Origin of the sequence: Nostoc sp. C057 (genome assembly GCF_013393925.1) — a bacterium.
GTDB classification, from domain to species: domain Bacteria; phylum Cyanobacteriota; class Cyanobacteriia; order Cyanobacteriales; family Nostocaceae; genus Nostoc; species Nostoc muscorum_A.
The window spans coordinates 13,633-33,797 of record NZ_CP040284.1; the positions used below are offsets into that span (position 1 = coordinate 13,633).

Genomic DNA, 20,165 nt, shown 5'->3' on the forward strand with positions numbered 1-20,165 from the left:
CTCCACTCGGACGTTGGGCTGCCTGGCACCTCGAACCCTATTCCTGAAGAGCCCGCAATTCACGTATCCGTTGCGATCAAGCCTGTTCCCTTACACAGCTATGAACTTTGTATAGACGACCGCGAGATTGCAGTCCCATACATACCTGCGTACCGGACAAGCATTATCGATCTGCAATCGAAACCTGTGTGCTTCGTTGATTGCGGTTTCGACTATGTTCACTACCACGTACCTCGAGAGGGTCTCGACGAAATCGCGCGAGATCACAACATCCAGCCGATTGGAAGCTATAAATTTGCGATTTGTGAGGATGATCTGGTCATCGCACAGATGACCAAGAACGTTCTGCCATTCATTGGGTCGCAAGATTGGCCTAGTTCCCTCGCTCTCGATCAGTTCAGTCTGATCTTCGGTGCACATCTGCTCCAGAAGTACGGCGGGTTATCTCGTCTACCAGAAGTCTCGCCGCGAGGGCTTGCCCCATGGCAAAAACGTCGGGCCACCGAACTTTTGCTGGAACACCTTGATGGGAATGTCCATCTCACTAGAGTTGCTCAGGAATGCCAAATGTCTGTGAGCCATTTCGCACGGTCGTTCAAAGTGAGCTTTGGTGTTTCGGCTCACCGTTGGCTCATCGAACGCCGCATTGATCGTTCCAAGGAACTTCTCATCCAGACTCGCACTCCTTTAATCGATGTCGCACTGCAATCGGGCTTCTCCGATCAAGCTGCATTCACCCGAACCTTCCATCAGGTTGTGGGCGACAGTCCTGGACGTTGGAGGCGAGAACAAGTCGGTCGCTGAAGTTCACTCTCCGGCAAAGCAGCTAATCAATAAAGACGCAAAAGAGCAATTTCTGGGCTTCACAGATATCTGAAGCCTTGTCTGTGCGCGATCGTGTACGTAATCCTGCTCGTAGGACATTGGCTGCCGTTGCGATCGCGGGCGTATATCCAGCGGACGAGATCAACGGCCGGCAAAAAGATGGCCGAACTGTTCGACATTCTTCAACATTGGACGTGATTCTCTTCCAAACTCTATGTACCGAATGTTGAAAAAGCACTAGGCGAGAGCGATCTCACTCATATCGATTGCGACTAGGAGAGGCTCCTTCACAAGCTGGTAGTCCCCTTCGTATGCATAGATTCGGCGCGTTGTCGGCACAATGATTCCGTCGATGTCACGATAATTCGAGGCGTAATTCAATCCTGTTGCTCCGCCGAGGATGTCTACCGTATAGTCGTGTCGGCGCAGCAGACCGTCCGGTCCGAAGCAGGATATTTGTTCGCGTGTGTGGCTCTTCACGGTATCGGGAAAAGTCACCTTCAAGCGCCGCCACGTTTCGCCTTCGACTTGAATCGAAGAAATCTCCTCAGTAGCGAAGCCTTCATGGGTATAAAGAAATGGAGTATTAAGATACGTCCACAATGCTTCGCCACTGAAGTAGGCTACGTGGATGTCATCCCACGGCGTCTCCCTCTGATGCCCCTCAAAGGATTTCTCTGGGTCATTGCGCGCATCGCTCAATGTGCCATCCGTCTTCTCGATAACGATACGGTTCGGCTCGAAGATAGATCGCTTGTCCTGTCCAGGGAAGTCCATGATGAGCTGCTCTTTCTTCGTCTCGACGGTCATGACGACATTCTTGAGAGCGTCACCCTTGCTCTTCACAAACCAGATCGCTCCCGTGATGGATGCGGCAACTTTCACCGACTTCACTTTGTTCCAACGCTCAAGACCCCCGTGCGCCTTTACGGCCAGATTCAGTAATTCATTCATTGCGACTCCTTCGGATTTATTGATCGGAGTTGAACACGCCACTTATGCTGCACACTAGACCGTAGTACCGGAATGCCGAGGTGTTGCGCCTTCTTGTGTAAGCGATCGCAATCACCTCAGCAGTCGGAAACTTGGCCAGAAACGGTAACTGAACTCCTTTGCGCTATTGGGACATGGTCAGCACTATGCGAAAGCGTGCTTTGCCGGACATCATGCGTGCGTAGGCTTCAGGAGCCTTTTCAAGGGGCATGGTCTCGATCGTGGGACGGATACCCTGAAGAGCACTGAATTTTAATGTGTCTTCCTCCTCGATGGGTGTGCCGACGTTTTCGCCTTGAATAGTCTTCGACCCAAAGATAAGTTGTGTAGGATTAATTTCGATAGGTTCCGAGGAAGCACCGACTACAACGAGCTTGCCACGTGCGGCAAGACCCCCGACAAGAGGACCCATCGACTTTCCACTAGCCGCAGTGGCGAGAATCGCATTCGCTCCACCCATTTTGAGGAGGGCCTCTGCGGGATTCTGCTCTGTGCTGTCAATGTACTCATGCGCCCCCAACTGGCGAGCCAGTTTTTCTTTTCCCTTTCCCCTCTGAATCGCCAAGGTGTGAAATCCCATCCTGGATGCGAATTGCAAAGCCAGATGACCCAAACCCCCGATACCTTGTATGGCGACCAAATCTCCAGCGCGAAGCTTTGAGTTGCGGAGTGCGTTGAAGGTAGTGAGACCCGCGCATAGAAGCGGAGCAACGTCTACAGAGGAAAGTTCTTGCGGAATGGAGGCAAGCGCCCGCGCCTCAGCGATGACGACTTCCGCATAGCCACCATCTGTCGTAATACCAGATATAATTAGGTTGGCACAATTAACTATGTCACCGCGTCGGCAGGGTTCACAGTAGCCGCACTCGCCACCGAACCAACCAACACCCACGCGCTGGCCGACCTCCCAATTCACGACGCCCTTTCCAACGGCTTCGATCCGACCAGCGATTTCGTGACCTGGCACGCGCGGATAGATAATTCCTGGCAAGGAGTTTTCGACGGTAACTGAGTCGCTGTGACATACACCGCAAGAATCCACTCGGATGCGGACTTGTCCGGCTCCAGGATCGGTAATCCTTCGCTCGACGAGGTTGAAAACACCCGGAGAGGTCACTTCTACTGCTTTATAGGAATTTTTCATGGGTTGATTCACCTGTGCTGAGTTGTGGGGCTTACTATGCGAGAGAAGCCGCCGCGAGTGCGATGATGTCGGCGACATCTTGCGGGCGGGAAACAAAGGGAGCATGGCTCGCCGACACAGACTGCACCGTGGCACCCATCCGTTTAGCCATGAACTCCTGGGCTGGCGGTGGGATCATGTGGTCGTCCGTGCACACCAGATACCAAGAAGGAATCATCTTCCAGGCCGGCACACCTTCTTTGTCGGTGAAGCTGGCGACGCTCAACGGTCTCTGCACCGCAGCCATGACGGCAGCTTCAGTTGGGCTGGCATCCGAGGCAAACGCCTCATGAAAGCCGTCTCGGTTGATCCAAAGAAAACCGTTGTTGTCAGACCATATCGCCGTAGAGCCAGGCGACGGTGGACCCTGTTTGCTGAGGGAATCAAGGCTCTCACCTTGGTCAAGACCGAAAGCTGTGATATAGACGAGGGCTTCCACGTCGGGAGTCTCGGTGGCCGCGCCAGTGATCACGGCGCCGCCGTAAGAATGCCCAACTAGAACCGTGGGTCCTGTCTGCATTGAGAGAAGACGACGCGTGACCGCAATGTCATCCTCAAGCGAAGTCAGCGGAATCTGCGCCGCTGTCACACTTAAACCCTTCGCCTGGAGCAAAGGGATTACCTTGCTCCAGCACGAGCCGTCAGCCCAAGCACCATGTACCAACATCACATTTATACTTTTGTTCATACTTCCTCTATTTGGAAAACAAGTTATTCGTTCACTCTCTCGTGTTCGATGCGCTACACCAAGGCGTTCTCGTGATAGAACGGGTAGTCCGTGTAGCCGTGCGCGTCGAACGTGTAAAAGGTGTTGCGATCGTAAGCCGTAAGTGGCAGCCCCTCCTTGAGACGGCGAGGCAGATCGGGATTAGAGATGAAATGGCGGCCGAAAGCCACCGCGTCTGCGGTTCCGTTTTCCAAGATGGCCTCGGCAGTGTCTGGCTCAAATCCACCAGCAGCGACGATCTTGCCTTGGAAGATCGTCCGCATTTGCTCGGCGGCGATTGCCCCTTGGTGCTCCAGAACGACCACATTGCCCTTCACGCGTGGTTCTATGATGTGGAGGTAAGCAAGTCCGATCTGGTTTAGTTGTTCTGCGACGTACTGGAAGAGCGCCTGCGGGTTGCTGTCAGACATGCCATTCCATGTGCCGCTCGGACCGACGCGAACTCCAACGCGATCGCTCCCCCACACTGAAGTCATCGCTCTGACCACCTCAAGTAGGAATCGCGACCTGTTCTCAATGGAGCCTCCATACTCGTCGTTTCGCTTATTGCTGCCGTCTTGCAAGAACTGATCCATCAGGTACCCGTTGGCAGCGTGTAGCTCTACGCCTTCAAAACCGGCATCCATAGCCCGTTCTGCCGCCCTACGGTAGTCCTCAACGATGAGTGATATCTCTGCGATGGCAAGCGCTCGATGCGGTGACGGCTGAACCCAACCGCTGGATGCTGAAACCAAATGCGACGGGTTCTGCCAGTAAGCCGGATCGACGGAAGCGGAGACAGGCATCTCGCCACCAGTCAGATCGACATGCGAGGAACGCCCGGTATGCCACAGCTGTGCAAACATATGCCCGCCCTTTGCATGGATGCCGGAGACGACCTTCTTCCAGCCTTCAACCTGCTGGTCGGAATAGAGTCCTGGGGCACCTAGCCATCCACGGCTCGTGACCGAGATGTTGGTGGCTTCGCTGATAATGAATCCACCCTCCGAAGCCCGTTGAGCGTAATACTCAGCCATGAGATCGCCGGGAATGGAATCGGGCTGAATAGACCGTGAGCGAGTCAATGGAGCCATCACGACGCGATGCTTCAATTGCATTGCTCCAAACTGAACGGGAGTGAAAAGTGTGGCCCTGTTCATTGTCATGTTCATCTTGGCATCTCTAACTGTGATAATCCGCGCTGGCAACAAATCCAGGTTAGCCGGATGGGTTAGCGGAATTCTTGTTGAAATCGGTCATTCTTCTGGCTTCTTTATGAGCGAAATTGCAAATACCTCTCGGACGCTTCGATGCTACTAAGTTTAGCGACCTGGAATGCTAATCGCTCAGACCTGCAATTAAGACATTTACAAAGCAAGATTATGGGTCTTGTCCACTTTTGGTGATCATGGAAAGAGGATATTAGTTTATGCGATCGCAATTTTCAAGCTCCGACCTCGCAAGAAGGGTTAGCAGCACTGGCTTCCAAAACCATTGATATAGCTAGCTTGTGGCAACTAAAGTAATAAATTAAGTCCTAGAGATTCTTACTATGTGGTTTTTGAAAGCATTTTTACGGTATTGAATTAGATATAAGTCTAAAGTAATAATACTTTAAAACTATTAGACCTTTATGGTATTATTTAATGAGAATCGCCTCATTAATGTGATTTGAACGATAATTTGGTTCTTGTCAGCTTTTGGTGATCAATAGTGGGCTGGTTTAGGCAGAAGGCAGGAGGCAGAGGGCAGAAGCAAGAAAGAATAAAATCACAGAAAGCCATGTGGTATAAGGGTTACAGAATCTCTACATCACAAGAAAAGTCTTCAGGTTGGATCTGGATCTTTGTCACAAGTTCTACGACGACAAACAAAATCTTAAAACCCTTCTGCCTCCTGCCTCCTGCCTTCTGCCTTAAAGCGCGTAACCTTTCATCATCACCAAAAGTTGCCAAGAACCTTAATGTGGTTTCAAAATCGCCTTGTTTGCGGTTTGAAGCGTTTATGTTTGCAGTTCGCTACAATTACATAGGTTAATTGTTTGTATGTTTTTTGAAAACTTATTTACATCCTCATTAGAGGAGAAATTTATTTCGCCTATCATTCGCCAACCCCGTAAAGGAGTAGCCCAAATTACACAGTCAATTTTACGTAATCAAAACCGAGTTTTAACTATCAGCAGCCTCATTAATGATATTCATGGTATTCAAGATGTGTGTTTGAGTTTACCTGCGGTAGTTAACCGTCAGGGCGTTACGAGAGTTTTGAATCTCTCGTTGAATCAAACCGAATTACAGCAGTTACAACATTCTAGTAAAATTCTCCGCCAGACTATTGAGCAGATGGAGAAGGGGGTTGGGGAGTTATTGTCAGATGATTGACATTTCGAGAGGCCAATGAAGAGAAATTAAATTAGATGAAAGTGTAAGCGCTGACGATTTGACTAAGTAATAATGCTGTATGAGTCTGGATATTGTTGTTTTGCCCTAAGCACGGGCGGGTACGCCAGGAGCAAGCCGCTAATGAACTGCCTTTTTCACATAAAAATTTTTTGTGGTGTTTCCCCTGAAGCCAGTTGATTTTTTCAAAGCTAGAATTTGGGGAAATATTATGTTTTTGTATATAAAATTTCAGTATGGAAAAACCACTGCTTTTAATTCTTTGCACAGGTAATTCTTGCCGAAGTCAAATGGCAGAAGGGTTTTTCAAAGAGTTAGCTGATGATTTATTAACAGCACAGAGTGCAGGAATGAACCCAGCCGCAAAAGTTCATCCTTTGGCTGTTAAAGTCATGGAAGAAATCGGTATAGATATTTCCCAAAACTCTTGTAAGCATCTCAACCTGTTTTTAGACAAAAAGATTGATACTGTGATTACTGTATGCGATCATGCGGATCAAAGTTGTCCTTCTTTACCTTCGGCTGTTAAACGCCATCACTTCAGCTTTCCTGACCCAGCAGAAGCAACAGGAACTGAAGCAGAAAAATTGCAAATATTTCGACGGATTCGTGATGATATAAGTAAGCTATTGTTGGCATACATAGCTGGAAGACGTGATGCCCTGGAATACTCTAAATAGGAGTCAGAGGTATGTTAGCTGACTCATCCAGTCTGCCGTTAACTATGTTTACAGCCTTGGCAGAGCGGAAAGATTTGTTGATGGCATTGACAGATAGATTAGGACGTATTGAGTGGGTGAATCCAGGCTTTGCTGAACGCACTGGTTTACCATCTGATTCGCTAACGGGACAAAAATTTTTTGCTGTACTTGGTTATAACTCTCAATTAAATGTTCAACAAGCTTACATTCGGGAACAACTATTAAAGGGAGAAAGTTTTAAGTTTGAGCTTTCTTATCAAACACATGATGAGAGAATGTGTTGGCTTTTAGTAGATGGACAGCCTATACACAATGCAGAAGGAATAACTAGCCAGTATGCTGTTATGTCTACTGACATTACTTTGCGTAAGCTAACAGAAGAAGATTTAGAGCAAACTCGACAACGGCTCAAACGTTTAGTAGAAAATGTCAATTTAGTGCCTTGGGAAGCTGTAGGTGTTACTCGCCAATTTACTTATGTAGGTCCACAAGCTACTGAGTTATTTGGTTATGATTTAGCCCAGTGGTATGAACCAAACTTCTGGTATTCACACATTCATCCAGAAGATTTACCTCAAGTTATAAATCATCATACTGTCTCACAGGAGCAGGATGATTATATAGTTGAGTATCGTTTTTTGACTGCTGATGGGAGATGGGTGTGGTTGAAAGATATTGTAAACGTTGTCAAATTACCAGACCATAATACACAATTACTTGGCTTTTTGATAGATATTAGTGAAGGCAAACAAACAGAAATTTCTTTACAAGAAGCACTGCATAATCTCGAACAAACAAATCAGCACTTAGAAATTCGAGTACAGCAACGTACTGTCGCTTTAACTCAAGAAAAAGAAAAATTAGAACAAACTTTAAAGCAGTTGCAGAAGGCTCAACTTCACCTGATTCAAAGCGAAAAAATGTCTAGCTTAGGTCAACTTGTTGCTGGTGTTGCTCATGAAATTAATAATCCTGTGAACTTTATCTATGGCAATCTGACTCCTGCTAGAGAATATACCGAAGACTTATTGCACTTATTACAATGCTACCAGCAGCACTATCCAAACCCAAATCCTCAACTCAAAGCAGAAATTGAGGCGGTAGAACTCGACTTTCTGAAGGAAGATTTACCCAATTTGTTATCTTCTATGAATATTGGTGCTAATCGAATTCGGGAAATTGTCTTGTCTCTGCGTAATTTCTCCCGCCTGGATGAAGCTGAATTTAAAGAGGTAGATATTCATGCGGGTATTGATAGCACTCTGATGATTTTACATAGTCGCCTCAAAGTTAAATCTGATTGTCCAGAAATTCGAGTCATCAAAGAATATGGTCAATTACCACTGGTAGAATGCTACGCAGGACAATTGAATCAGGTATTTATGAACATTATTGCCAATGCAATTGATGCTTTAGAAGAGTTCGTGGTAAGGGGTCAGTGTCAGGGCGAACGCACGGGATTTCTGAAACCCTTGCTGGGCAAGGATCTTGATGAAAAAATAGGCTAAATTAAAAAACGCCAAAACCCTTGCTATTAAAGGATTCTTATACTTTAGATGCGTTTGCCCTGGGGTCAGTGTTTAGTAGTTCATAGTAAAGCCACGGACAACGGACAACTGACCACTAGCTATCCTGCAATTCGCATTCGTACTGAACTCACAGAGTCTGAACAAGTCTTGATTCGCATTGCAGATAATGGTCCTGGTATCAGTGAGGAAATCAGTCAGCGTCTTTTTGATCCTTTCTTCACTACTAAAGCTGTTGGCAAAGGCACTGGTTTAGGATTATCTATTAGTTATCAAATTGTAGTGGAAAAACATCAAGGTCAAATTGAATGTCATTCCCAACTAGGTAAAGGCACAGAATTTATCATTTCAATTCCTGTCAAACAAACCCCAAATAATACTTGCGTCTATTGTACTTAACCATATATCGAACTCACATTAATTGATTTAGCCATGAAAGTTAAGTTTTTTGCTCAACGTTATATTTCTTTTATTCAACGCTTTAAACTTGACTCTTGGTTTTTACTCCTGTTGAGTATGTTTATCTGTTTTCAGGAAATACATTCTTGCCAGCAAGCACAGCTTTTAACGAAAAAATTAGAGAAAGTACAGCAAAGATTTGATAATAATATAAAGAAATTTAATTTGCTTAAAAGTCAAGCTGAACTTGTTGAATCCAAGGCAGATAGAGTGAAGAATGAAAGGCAATCATGCCTAAAAAATAACCGATTGCCTAATGAATGTGAACGGATTATGTCCCATTTAGTCTTACTAAGTAATCAATTAAAGGCAATTCAAGAGCAAATCATCAAATTAAACGATGAAATACAAAAAGACTATTGCTTACTCTATTCAGAATCGGATAATAAATCTTGCCCAAAATCTGCTAAATTTAATTAATAATCAATATTCTCTATCATTATCAGTCTGTTTAATAATAAGTTTAACCGTCTCAATAGCCAAGTTTTGTTTATTTGTGAGAGATACAGCAGATAGGTTAAGACTAGATTTAGATCCACATAGGTATTGAGCCGAGATATGAGTAAAAACCTGCAAGATGGTCTGGAAACTCCTACTATATATAGGGTTCAGCCATTTTTAAGTAAAATTGGCAGGATAACGCAAATCTTGGGTATGTATCGCTACAAAAACTGGAGTATTTATTAATTTTATTTACAGGTTTTACAGCAAGGACTTTGAGTATCTTTCGCAATAAATTGTCTGTAACTCCTACAGGCAAAGGATTATAGCCCAAAATATTAGCCTTCTACCACAAAGTATTTATAATTCCCTGTGGTAGGCGAAAAGCAATTATTGACCCTCAGACTGCAAGTATCTTCAGGCAAAATCCTACTTTCGCTTCAAAAACGCTCAAACTTATATACAGCAAGCTAAACGCAGAACTTAAAGATGTTCGACAGAATCTCTGTCTATCATCACCAAAGGCTTTTTTTTAAGAAGGGTAATGAACATGGGTAGGTAGCCAGCCGCTCTTAAGAAGGAAGATAGAGAAAAGTTAACTACCACCACTCCCCGGCTTAATGCCTTCCCTCTCCTCACCCGCCAAACAAATCTTGCGTCTAGTTGGTGTTGCACCAATTAATCATGATAGTGGGCAACACAAAGGTAAGCGCATGATTAATGGCGGTCGCGCCCATGTTCGTGCCACTAAGATATGGGTGCTGTGGTGGCAATGCGTTACAATCACCGAATCTAGCGCAGCGTTCCCCAGTTGCGTCAATGTTCACAGTCCCGGTTTTTTGTTAACGAACGCTTGACTTTTAAGACAGTCGCTACAAATATTCAAAACCTACATAGTGGTGATAGTGATTTTAATTAGTATTTGACTACACCTTGATGGTTTTTGCTACCTTCTTTTTAAGCAAAGCTAAAGCTCCAACAGTAGCCAAACCTAAGAAGAAATCTAAGTTGGAAGGCTCTGGAACTGCTGTCGTAACGTTAATATTGTCTAGGTTCAGAGACGACACCTCTGGGGCTGGAGTGATAGTAATTCGCAGTAAATCTAAAATTTGGCGCGAATCGGGGCTCAGAATTGTTGTGAAGGAATTATTCAAATCAATTTTGCCAATAGTAGATAGCACCAAGCCATTGTTCAAGAAACCTTGGACAGAAAATTCACTTCCTCCTTTAGCATTACTAGTGAGATCAACGCTATCGAAAGTAAATAATCTAGTTGTATTTTCGGTAACATTGACTGAAGAAGTTGTTGGCTGAGAAATAGGCCCTGCAAGAATAGAGGGTGTAGGATTGCCAAAAACTTGTCCTACAAACCAATTACCTTTAGTCGGAGTAACTGTAAAATTCCCTTCAGTAGTTCCGGTAAAAGGATCTAAATTGCCACCTGATAGAGAATTAAAAGTAATAACTGAAGCATTGGATATTCCTGCTCCCAAGGAACAAGCAATAATACCCGTTAAAGTTGTAACCTGTGCGAGCTTGCTAGTGAAGTTCTTGGTATTGATCATGGATCTTATTGCTTGTGTTACTTGATGAATAAAAGGTTTCTACAATTGCAATTACTTGTTAGTAGCTGTTATTTTGGTAACTTCCTCCGGGAACAGCACCTTTGCATCGCCTGGATAAGGCTGATCAAAGCCTCTTGTCCCATACCAAATCGCCCGATTGAGCAAGTTTTCATCTTGTTCATCAGGAACCAAACCTTGCTTATTAAACATTTCAGTTGATGCCTCAAACCAAGCCTTTTGTACCTTATTCATGGCAGTGGTAGACCCCGGATTGAGTTGATCGAGGGCAATTTGATTGGGTACTGCATTAAAGGGAGTAAAGTCAGGCTTGTTGGTAAAGGCGTTGTACATCGGTGTAGCAATCAGCGTCATCTGATTAGTCGGTGGTAGTCCCAGGATTTGTTCGATCGTCCGTCGCATATCCACTTGTGTGTAATAAGTGCTATCTACTACGCCATGTTTAGCATAGGGACTGATCACCAATGCCTCCGTGCGATGACCGTCTACGTGGTCAACACCATTCTGGGAATCGTCTTCCACAATAAATATGGCACTTTGCTTCCAGCAGGGGCTATGGCTGATTGCATCAACGATGCGACCTACAGCTAGGTCATTATCTGCCACCTGTGCGCGAGGGGTGGGGTAATTGGCAGAGGTGCCGGAAGTGTGGTCAGTATTGAGCGCCATAACTGTCAAATTTGCCAGTCCGCAACTACCTTTGGGGGCTTGTGTGAACTCTTTAAGGAAGATATCAGCACGGTAAATGTCAGGAATTTGGTTAGTGTAGTTGGGGAAGTTCCGCACCAAAAGGCGATCGAGGGAAGGTACATCAGACTTAGTTTGGTAGGTTCCTATGGGGAGATGAAGATTACCTAGCTGCTTGCCTTCTAAAATCAATGCATCTCTGTACCAGTCAATCCAGTTACCAAGTTCACCCTTAGCACCCTCTGCTAGGGAGAATTGGTTAGCGTACTCGCCATAAACACGCACACTTTTACCATGCTTAAGCGCATTATCCCACAGAAATCCCGTGGGCACGTAAGTTAAACTGTCGCCACCATTAAATGGATAGCTGCGGAAGAAGTTACCAAATGCCTTCTCAATGTAATCAGGAGCAATTCCTTGCACACTCCACTGGTGTCCGTCAGCAGACAGAACACCACTATCGTAGAAGTTATCTAGTAGTGGAAATTGCTTGGTCAAAGCGTGGAGATTGGGCGTTACCTCTTTGCCAAACAAAAGCAGATTAGGGTCTCCATTGCCACGGGGGTCGTCTGCAAATACCTGATCGTAGGTGCGATTTTCTTTGATAATGTAGACAACATGCTTAATGGGTGAAGGATCGCCAATTCGCCGAGGAATCGCTTGTAGAGGTGCATTTGGTGAGCCGAGTTGGTTAGAAATTCTACCTTGAACCAAACTATTGTTTTGGCGAACCTGGGCACTGTAGTAGGGAAGATCCTGTGGGTTGGGATAGGGAATCAGCGAAGTACTGCCCAGAAAAGCGTAAGTGCTTTTACCAATTGTGCGGACACCGCCGATGGTCGTGGTATAGTTGGGCCCCAAAGAGCCGACCCCTTTAACGTTAGCAACAACAAGTTGTTGGCGATCGCTATCTACTGCTAAAGCCCCAGGATACCATCCTGTTGGAATCAGTCCCCGTAATTGGGCGGATTGATCTATCCCTTTCCAATTAAAAACAGCGATCGCGTTGGTTGTTCCCAAACTGACAAACAACCGATTCCCCACCATCGCCAATGAATTTGGCATACTACCAACAGGTACATCACCACCAAACGGTTGAATTTCAATTGTCTGAACTACTTTATCTGTCTTCGTATTAATTACTGAGATACTATCACTATGGGTATTCGCTACAAACAGATACTTGTCGTTCTGCATCAAGCCAGTTGGTTGTAGACCCACTGTAATATCTTGCACTTTAGTCTGAGTCTGCAAATCCACTACAGAAACAGTACCTGTAATAGAACCCCCGGTGTCACGGTCAGCAACAATCGACGTTCCGTAAGAGTCATTTGTGAAGTCTCCCTCAACTGCTTTACGTCCACCTTGGTTACTCACATAAGCTTTTTCACCAGCAATAAGTACTGCGTGGGGAGCATTTCCAACGGGGATTTCATTTACCAGTTGACGAGACGCTAGGTTGAAAACACCAAGGCTGTTTTTGCCATTAAGAGCGATGTAGAGTATTTTCCCATCTTCAGAGAGTGCAAGACCACCAGGGTAAGATTTTTTGTCTGGTAAACTTACAGACACATCCAGCGAAAGCGTACCATCAGCAGCGACATTCGCAATAACTAACTTACCGCTAGCATCAGAGGCAAACAATTTACTACCATCTTTGGAGTAGGCAATGCCATCAAAGGAAGCACCGCCGTTTGCTGGATTAAACTCCTGCTTCAGCTTACCTGTAGACAGGTCTACTAAAATAATAAACTTGCCTTGACTACTACCCACATTGTTCAGAAAGGCGGCGGTCTTACCATCAGGGCTAAGGGTAACGGCCACAGGACGACCATTAAATTCAATCTGCTTACCCGCAGGGATAATGAACTGACCTGTGTTCACCAACACAGAACCGTTGGGTTGTCGTCCCACCTTAATAAATTCTGGAAAAATCGCACCTGCTTTGGATGCTGTACTGCCTGCGGCCAGGACAAGTAAAGCAAATGTCAGACCAGCCTGTTTTGATTTAGACATTTTTATATCTTATGCCCCAATAATTTTGGACAGCAATGAGTCTAAATCAAAAACATTAATTGGATGGTAAGGGTGCATTAAATTAAATCCTCACTCATTGAGAGTGGGGCGGTATGCACATCAAAATTAGTTAAGTATTGATAAGCGTTTATTTTGCCCACCCCACAATAATTTGATTTAATTCGATTATGCAAGTTAGATGTTTTTCAGCTTAATCAGTTAAGTCAATTCTGCAACCAGCCAGCCATTACAGCAACTATTAAAAATACACCCATCGCCAAACGATAGAAAACAAAAATCCAGGTACTGCGTTTTTCCAGGTAGCGTAAGAGGGGTACAGCCGGGATACCTGCAATTTGGGACACGTTGTAAACAAATGTTGCAGAAACCAATTTTGCAATTTACTAACTTGCCCAAAAATGGTAATAATACATTCTAATTTTTGCACACTAAAATCAACTCTTCAGGCGATTCCGTCTCTCAAACTTGCCCATAAATGACCTTTTTAGGGGATGTTTTCGCGGGGAGTGGCACGCTCAAACTGGTGTTGAAACAACGCAAAATCAAGCATTTGCAAACATTTGCGTAACATAACTTTACAACGTGTCCCAATTTGCGCGTATCCCGGCTGTACCCCTAAATGTAGACTGCTGCCAGATTGATGCTAATGCTGCAACTTCAATAGCTCCGCAATCTTTCTCAAATGCTTTACTGAGAATACTTTTTACCGATGTATCTTGAACAAATTGAACTAGGTTTGGCTCGTAGCGATCTCGAATTTCAGCTTTGGAAAGATTCTGATCCTCTAGCTCATCTGTCACTAGCAACAAGAACGATTTCAATGCCTCAGCTACCGCTTTCTTCGTCACTTCTGGTTTTGCAACTATGATCCCTTCCTTGAGACAGGCTTTAAAGAAATCCTTTACATAATCTTCTGCGGCAGCTTGCCCCAACTTTAGGACTTGCTCAAATATCGCTTTCCCTAGTTCTGTTGCACCAATCGTTACCAACCATTCCAACATACTGAAATCTCAGAAGTGACTGAATATTTTTCTCAATATGGCATCTACACGACAGAGATGCCATAGCTGTAGTGGTTTCATTTTTCAACGAGTGAATTTGTGGCAGTGGCAGACACCGACTATTTGAGCTTGCTAGGTTTTGAGTTGCGCCATCGCCTAGAGGGAGATCCCTTTACTCTGTCTTCTTTCTTGTCGCTCTGACTCTTCTATCAGTCGTTGCAATACACGCTTTGCTTTTTGCCACAGCATCAGGTCTTCTCTTTCTACTGACCCAATATAAATCGGTGAATACTCAAGCTCACCTGACTGGTTTCGGTTGACTGCCACTCGAAAAATCTTACCTCGTTCATCATGGGTAAATACCAATTCTCTACCCTGCTTCTCCAGAGTTGCACGTTTGAATCTTCTAGTATGTCCGATTTTGGGGTAGACATAGCTCACCCCTAGCTCATTATCAATTTCATTTTTTATTGACTGATTTTATCGTCATTCTTCTTGACTGCCACAAAAGAGTTCATCTTCAAAAAACTTAGTATATGAACTAAAAACTTACCCCAATGGCTCAATTTTGGCAAAAGAATGGAAAATCAAAAATTGGCTCCCATTATTGCTGATTTATGGCACGCTAATGGCATCTCAATGGAATTTTGAAACCTCAATTCTCAACTAATTATTACTATTGAGAATTAAGGTTAAAACTAGCTCCCATAATCGCACACCAATGGCAGGGCTACGGCAAACCTACGGTAAATCATTTAAATTCCGCATTTTTAAATATCACAGTGACATTATGCTTTCACGGAATAATAATATTAATTTCTGACGCACAGTACGCCATCTTTGGCTGAAAGTTTTTTTGAAAAAAAGTGATGATTCAAGTGATTTGAAATTCACTTGAATCAAAAATAAACTACTAAACAACTACGTTAGTGCTACAAAAGCGACTGTACAGTTTGCTCTCTTCAATTAAAAAATTAGCCTTGACTGCTTTGCCTTCCCAATATCTGTATCTCCATTGGCTTCAATGAGACGGGAAGTACGTGTATCTGACCGCTTGAAACTCTGCCATCCACCTCATGAATTTCTGCCGTACTAGTCACTCTAACTGAGTTAGGTACGGTGGGGTCAGTTTTGTTGCTGAACAGGATTTGGAACTGCACATTTACCGGATTGAGATTCGAGTCGATTAGAACTGAGCCAAAAAACTGGGATTCGGTATTAGTGTTACCAATCACAACTACTTCTTGGTCATTGAGAATGCGTGAGAAGGCCAGCACACCCTGAGAGAAATTGGAAATCCCAAAATGAAATCCATCTCCAGAAATTGGACGGAAGTAAAATCGTCCATAACGGAGTGTCGGCTCGATGTTACGGACATTAGTGAGCCTTTGGATAGTTTTATAGAAAGGATGGGTGGAATCAAAAGCGTTTGGTTTGCCCCATAAGGCTTCACGCACATTTTGGTCGCTATCCCCATTACCGTGTAGACCTTGTTCCGTACCGTAATACAGGCTGGGGATACCAGGCAATGAGAAAAGACAGCCAATGGCCAAAGTTGCTTGATCGTCGAACTGATGAGGATTTCCATCAGGACTGAAGTAGAAGCGTTGGTGTTGGTCGTGATTGTCCAAGAAGGTAACAAAAAAAGCGGTTGCTTCACCATGTGAACTGATGATGCCACGTTCCACTTCTTTGCGTTCCTGATACATCTTGACTAATTCACTGGGAGGCAGGATTCCTTTGACTACATCGGGTAGCTTGAAGAAAAGAGGAAAATCAAGTGATGCATCCACACCCACTAAGTCACCAGACTTTGAGACATTACGACCGATGAATTGTGAAATTTTTTGCTCGTTGTCGTAGACTTCACCGTAAGTGAAAAAATTTTTTTTCCCAACGCTGAGACTAAACTCGCGGATAGCATTACCGAAAGTCAGAGCAAAATTCGGATCGAGATACTTTAAGGTGTCGATCCGAAATCCATCGATGTCATATTTAGCAATCAAGTACTGAAAGCTGCGGATTAAGACATTTCCTAACTCTGGGTCGCTTGTGAGAAGTTGCTTGAGGGAAGAGAAATCACCAATGGTTTCTGCTCCCCCAGGCTTAGGACTACCCTGCCTTCGGAAAAACTCATTGCGACGTAGCTCTTGAGGAAAAACTGTGGCATCGGCAGGTGGGTTGGGGATATTCTCTCCTATTTTCCAATCTGATTGTGCAATACCTTTTTCATCTCGCCAATTAATATTGTATGGAGTATCGCTAAAAGGAGCTTCTGAACCCTGAGACTCATAAGCAAAAACGTCCCCAGTGTGATTGAGGACGATATCGAAGATTATGTAAATACCCTTTGAGTGAGCTTCGTCAATGAAAGTGCGTAATTCCCGCTCTACATTATTTGGATCTGAGGCAAAGCGTGGGTCTATGTGTAAAAAATCCTGAATGCCGTAGCCATGATAGGTGCCATCATTTGGCTTGCCGTTAAGAAATTGACAATTCTTTAAAACAGGTGTGAACCAGATTGCGCCGACTCCAAGTTCTTTAAGGTAGTCGAGCTTTTGTCTAACTCCCTCAATTGTGCCACCCTGAAAGCCACCAAATTTATCATTGTAGGGTAGATGTTTTGGATCTGATGCTGGATTGTTGAAACGATCCACCATGAGAAAGTAAATCCAGTGATCTCGCCAATCTTCCGGGGATGGAGTCAGTTTTCTTTGCTGAACTTGATGAAATAAAGCTTGTACATCATTGTTTTTGACGGAGTTAAGCATAAACTTCCCTTTGCGAGTCTTATTAATAGAGTATGGATTCCAATTTGCTGCCCAATTACCGCTAATTTGATTTTTAACCCCATTCATCTTCTGACTCATCTGCAAACGTATTCAGACCAGAATAAGTAACACCGATATCAATATTAAGACTCAAAGAATGGTCGATAGGGCCATCAGCGCCCTGACCATAAATTTGTTCGAGGAGTGCGACAAGTTTTTGAACATCAGAGAACTGTTGAAACTGACCTTTTTGCCCGTAAGCAGCGACCAAATAGAAAGCACGGAGAGCTTTTAAAATCATCTGCTTGCGTTGAGTAGGATTATAACTGAGCAGATAGCTTAATAAAACACCATCGGGACTATCAGCAGCAGGACGATAGCGGAAAAAAAAGTCAACCGATTCAGAGTCACTCATAATAAAGTCCGGTTTATCGATAGGATTGTAGTCTTTTTCTAAGTTTGAATTCTCATCTATTCCTAATAAGCTTTTTCGAGAAGGAGTGAAAATCAGTAAAAACGGGCTGATATTTCAAAAGCATCAATAATAGCTGAAAGCCTTATTGGTAAACGTTTGAGAGAAAAAATCAACCCAACGGTTTTTGAAAGAAAACAGGGGTAAAAGAGATTAGTGTCAGAAATTAGTAAAATGATGGCAACAAGAGTCAAAAAACAGGTAGATTTTTGACAAATCATGTCAGAATAAAAGTAAATTCTGACAAGCTAAAAAAGATTTATTGAATAGATTTCTCAAGAAACCTTGCCTCTGTCAAAAAAGTACATGATTGTGACAGTCCATGTCAAAATCATGTAAAAAAATGACATAAAGTGTCAAAAAAGTACTAACATATTGGCACTAGTTGAGTGAAAGATTTCGGGTAGGGTGTTGGGGGCGGATCTACTACAAAAGGCTCAAACGTGAAGTACCATATTGTAGTGTACCCACTACACCTTTTTGCCCTGCGGGTGGCTTGCGCCATCTCTCCTGAAGGTCGAGACAAAAAGGCTTGTGGGGCCTGCGACGCTGTGATTGTTTCACACAACTAAGGGGGGATAGCATGGCCTACGCTATAGCCCGAATAAAAAAATTAAAGCGGTCAAGTTTGGGGGGAAGTGAAGCGCATACCGCTAGATTTAGAGAAACTCCCAACGCAGACCGCAACAAAAAAAATATCAGGTTCATTGGAAATCAAAATTCGGATGAAACTTTAGATAATCTGGTGATTCAAAAAATTGGGGAACAGAAGCGGAAGATTCGCCCTGATGCTGTGTATGCTGTAGAGATTTTGCTAACTGCCTCACCAGAATACTTCCGCCCCGACTGCCCAACACAAGCAGGGTATTACGAAGCTGACAAAGTACAAGCATGGCTTACTGCATCTCAGCAGTGGTTAGAAGAAAATTACAGCGATCGTATTGTGCGGGCAGAACTGCATTTAGACGAAGCAACGCCACACATTCATGCTTACTTTGTCCCCTTGGATGAGCAACGACAACTCAGAGCCAAACACTTCTTCGACGGTCGGCAGAAAATGAGGCAGTTTCAAGATTCCTATTCTGCGGCGACCGAGCATCTGGGGTTAGAGCGCGGTATCAAGGGGAGTAAAGCACAACACCAGGACATCAAAGACTTTTACAGCATTGTCAACGCAGGTATAGAACCAAATAGCAAACTCAGCCAGTCACAGATGCAGGCTAAAGCTGCCGATCGGGACAGGGCACAAACTAGGAAACACGAACTAGAACGCACTGCCAAAGCTCTGGCACAAGAGAATGAACGGTTACAGCAGCTAATTTTTGAATTAGAGGCTTCTAAAAATCAGTGGTTACAGCAGGCAACCTTGTTGCGTGAGTTGGCATTAGAAGATGTGGCATGGCAGTTAGGATTAAACCGCGACCGCAACCAAGCAAATAGATGGAAGGGTCACGGTAACATCATTAATATAGATGGGACAAAATTCTACGACTTTGCCCCCGGTTCTCAAAAGGGCGGTGGCGGTGCGATTGATTTGGTGATGCACGTCAACAATTGCGATTTTAAGAAAGCGATCGCTTGGCTTTCTGACCGTTTTGGAGAGTCGGGGGTGATGAGGGCAGCAATAGCCCGAACTAAAGAAGAAGTAATTAAGGCTATCCAGCAACAACCAATACCCCAATTTACACCGCCACCAGAAGATTCTAGCCAATGGCTTGCAGTATACAACTACTTAACTCAAAAAAGGGGACTGCCTGAGTCGCTGGTGACAGCAGTTTATGAGTCGGGATTAGTTTATGCTGACGAGCGAAAAAATGCTGTGTTTGGGATGCGTACTCTGACTGGGGAAGTTATGGGTGCATTTGTGCGCGGCACAGTAGGACAAGACAACACCTTCATGGGTTACGCCAAAGGGACAAAACGGGCTGATTGCTGGTTTTATCTCAGGCTGGGTGTCCAAGCCTCGAGCGATGAAAGCGATGAAATTAAGAGGGTGATTTTGTGTAAATCCCCCATTGATACCCTGTCAGTGGCGGCACTGGAGATGGAGATACACAATGGAGAACCCCCAGACAGAACCATGTATATGGCAGTGGATAGCCCCCAGTCCTTACCGTTAGAGTTTCTCCGAACAATCAAGCGAATTGGAGTGACCTTTGATAATGATGAGTTGGGGAATGAAGCGGCTCGTGCTGTCAAGGAGTTGCTGCCACAAGCACAAATAGTTATGCCTGATGAATCTGATTGGAATCAGCAGCTTTTGGCAACACTTGAACGGGAGCAATTAGAACACAAACCACGATCTCTTGGTTTGCGCCGTTGAGCTAAAACGTAGCCGCACGAACTCTTGACCGCTTCGCTCGAATTAGCGGTGGCAATAA

The 20,165-nt window shown here is 44.5% G+C and carries 16 protein-coding genes and 2 pseudogenes; 7 read left to right on the plus strand and 11 right to left on the minus strand.

Annotation, left to right across the window (positions count from 1 at the left end):
- Positions 1-510 precede the first annotated feature (510 nt).
- Entirely contained in the window at positions 511-804 is a 294-nt protein-coding gene (locus FD724_RS33595; RefSeq protein ID WP_179076039.1) for a helix-turn-helix transcriptional regulator, read from the plus strand.
- A 258-nt stretch (positions 805-1,062) separates the two neighbouring features.
- Here FD724_RS33595 and FD724_RS33600 read toward each other — a convergent pair whose 3' ends face one another.
- From FD724_RS33600 to FD724_RS33615, 4 genes are all read right to left on the minus strand, one after another.
- Positions 1,063-1,779: a hypothetical protein gene (locus tag FD724_RS33600; protein WP_179076040.1), complete on the minus strand. Its 717-nt coding sequence runs from the start codon at positions 1,777-1,779 to the stop codon at positions 1,063-1,065.
- A 163-nt stretch (positions 1,780-1,942) separates the two neighbouring features.
- Positions 1,943-2,962, minus strand: a complete 1,020-nt coding sequence (locus FD724_RS33605; protein ID WP_179076041.1) for an alcohol dehydrogenase — start codon at positions 2,960-2,962, stop codon at positions 1,943-1,945.
- A gap of 34 nt (positions 2,963-2,996) precedes the next feature.
- Positions 2,997-3,689 (minus strand): alpha/beta hydrolase, encoded by a 693-nt coding sequence (locus FD724_RS33610; RefSeq protein ID WP_179076042.1) that lies wholly within the window; start codon positions 3,687-3,689, stop codon positions 2,997-2,999.
- A gap of 53 nt (positions 3,690-3,742) precedes the next feature.
- Positions 3,743-4,879 (minus strand): alkene reductase, encoded by a 1,137-nt coding sequence (locus tag FD724_RS33615; RefSeq protein ID WP_372726545.1) that lies wholly within the window; start codon positions 4,877-4,879, stop codon positions 3,743-3,745.
- 873 nt (positions 4,880-5,752) lie between these two features.
- Here FD724_RS33615 and FD724_RS33620 point away from each other — a divergent pair.
- From FD724_RS33620 to FD724_RS40445, 5 genes and pseudogenes are all read left to right on the plus strand, one after another.
- On the plus strand, positions 5,753-6,088 hold the full coding sequence (locus FD724_RS33620; RefSeq protein ID WP_306297111.1) for a hypothetical protein: 336 nt from the start codon (positions 5,753-5,755) through the stop codon (positions 6,086-6,088).
- A gap of 254 nt (positions 6,089-6,342) precedes the next feature.
- The gene (locus FD724_RS33625; RefSeq protein WP_179076043.1) at positions 6,343-6,786 is read left to right on the plus strand and encodes an arsenate reductase ArsC; all 444 of its coding nucleotides are present in this window, start codon (positions 6,343-6,345) and stop codon (positions 6,784-6,786) included.
- Positions 6,787-6,797: 11 nt separating this feature from the next.
- Positions 6,798-8,732 (plus strand): annotated as a pseudogene (locus FD724_RS33630) (PAS domain S-box protein).
- 33 nt (positions 8,733-8,765) lie between these two features.
- On the plus strand, positions 8,766-9,212 hold the full coding sequence (locus FD724_RS33640; RefSeq protein ID WP_179076044.1) for a hypothetical protein: 447 nt from the start codon (positions 8,766-8,768) through the stop codon (positions 9,210-9,212).
- 665 nt (positions 9,213-9,877) lie between these two features.
- A pseudogene (locus FD724_RS40445) lies at positions 9,878-10,017 on the plus strand (transposase); the annotation flags it as partial.
- Between the two features lie 142 nt (positions 10,018-10,159).
- On the opposite strand, the gene FD724_RS33645 reads toward FD724_RS40445, so the two are convergent.
- The 7 genes from FD724_RS33645 to FD724_RS33675 form a co-directional block, all read right to left on the minus strand.
- Positions 10,160-10,798 (minus strand): hypothetical protein, encoded by a 639-nt coding sequence (locus FD724_RS33645; RefSeq protein ID WP_179076045.1) that lies wholly within the window; start codon positions 10,796-10,798, stop codon positions 10,160-10,162.
- A gap of 51 nt (positions 10,799-10,849) precedes the next feature.
- Positions 10,850-13,519: a bifunctional YncE family protein/alkaline phosphatase family protein gene (locus FD724_RS33650; protein ID WP_179076046.1), complete on the minus strand. Its 2,670-nt coding sequence runs from the start codon at positions 13,517-13,519 to the stop codon at positions 10,850-10,852.
- A gap of 224 nt (positions 13,520-13,743) precedes the next feature.
- Entirely contained in the window at positions 13,744-13,911 is a 168-nt protein-coding gene (locus FD724_RS41770) for a hypothetical protein (protein ID WP_306297112.1), read from the minus strand.
- Positions 13,912-14,115: 204 nt separating this feature from the next.
- On the minus strand, positions 14,116-14,541 hold the full coding sequence (locus FD724_RS33660) for a hypothetical protein (protein WP_179076047.1): 426 nt from the start codon (positions 14,539-14,541) through the stop codon (positions 14,116-14,118).
- Between the two features lie 156 nt (positions 14,542-14,697).
- Positions 14,698-14,982, minus strand: a complete 285-nt coding sequence (locus FD724_RS33665; protein ID WP_256874674.1) for a hypothetical protein — start codon at positions 14,980-14,982, stop codon at positions 14,698-14,700.
- A 533-nt stretch (positions 14,983-15,515) separates the two neighbouring features.
- Positions 15,516-17,399, minus strand: a complete 1,884-nt coding sequence (locus FD724_RS33670) for an alpha-amylase family glycosyl hydrolase (protein ID WP_256874675.1) — start codon at positions 17,397-17,399, stop codon at positions 15,516-15,518.
- Complete coding sequence (locus tag FD724_RS33675) at positions 17,386-17,727, minus strand: hypothetical protein (protein ID WP_179076049.1); 342 nt, start codon at positions 17,725-17,727, stop codon at positions 17,386-17,388. The genes FD724_RS33670 and FD724_RS33675 overlap by 14 nt, the downstream gene beginning before the upstream one ends.
- Before the next feature lie 640 nt (positions 17,728-18,367).
- On the opposite strand from FD724_RS33675, the gene mobV reads away from it, so the two are divergent.
- Entirely contained in the window at positions 18,368-20,107 is a 1,740-nt protein-coding gene (mobV, locus tag FD724_RS33680; protein ID WP_179076050.1) for a MobV family relaxase, read from the plus strand.
- The last annotated feature ends 58 nt before the right edge of the window (positions 20,108-20,165 follow it).

Bases quoted from the DNA above. Each gene is read 5' to 3' on its own strand.
- FD724_RS33610 (WP_179076042.1), bottom strand. From the start codon at position 3,689: ATGAACAAAAGTATAAATGTGATGTTGGTACATGGTGCTTGGGCTGAC.
- FD724_RS33600 (WP_179076040.1), bottom strand. From the start codon at position 1,779: ATGAATGAATTACTGAATCTGGCCGTAAAGGCGCACGGGGGTCTTGAG.
- FD724_RS33645 (WP_179076045.1), bottom strand. From the start codon at position 10,798: ATGATCAATACCAAGAACTTCACTAGCAAGCTCGCACAGGTTACAACT.
- mobV (WP_179076050.1), top strand. From the start codon at position 18,368: ATGGCCTACGCTATAGCCCGAATAAAAAAATTAAAGCGGTCAAGTTTG.
- FD724_RS33625 (WP_179076043.1), top strand. From the start codon at position 6,343: ATGGAAAAACCACTGCTTTTAATTCTTTGCACAGGTAATTCTTGCCGA.
- FD724_RS33650 (WP_179076046.1), bottom strand. From the start codon at position 13,519: ATGTCTAAATCAAAACAGGCTGGTCTGACATTTGCTTTACTTGTCCTG.
- FD724_RS33670 (WP_256874675.1), bottom strand. From the start codon at position 17,399: ATGAATGGGGTTAAAAATCAAATTAGCGGTAATTGGGCAGCAAATTGG.
- FD724_RS33620 (WP_306297111.1), top strand. From the start codon at position 5,753: ATGTTTTTTGAAAACTTATTTACATCCTCATTAGAGGAGAAATTTATT.
- FD724_RS33615 (WP_372726545.1), bottom strand. From the start codon at position 4,879: ATGAACATGACAATGAACAGGGCCACACTTTTCACTCCCGTTCAGTTT.
- FD724_RS33640 (WP_179076044.1), top strand. From the start codon at position 8,766: ATGAAAGTTAAGTTTTTTGCTCAACGTTATATTTCTTTTATTCAACGC.
- FD724_RS33675 (WP_179076049.1), bottom strand. From the start codon at position 17,727: ATGAGTGACTCTGAATCGGTTGACTTTTTTTTCCGCTATCGTCCTGCT.
- FD724_RS33605 (WP_179076041.1), bottom strand. From the start codon at position 2,962: ATGAAAAATTCCTATAAAGCAGTAGAAGTGACCTCTCCGGGTGTTTTC.
- FD724_RS33660 (WP_179076047.1), bottom strand. From the start codon at position 14,541: ATGTTGGAATGGTTGGTAACGATTGGTGCAACAGAACTAGGGAAAGCG.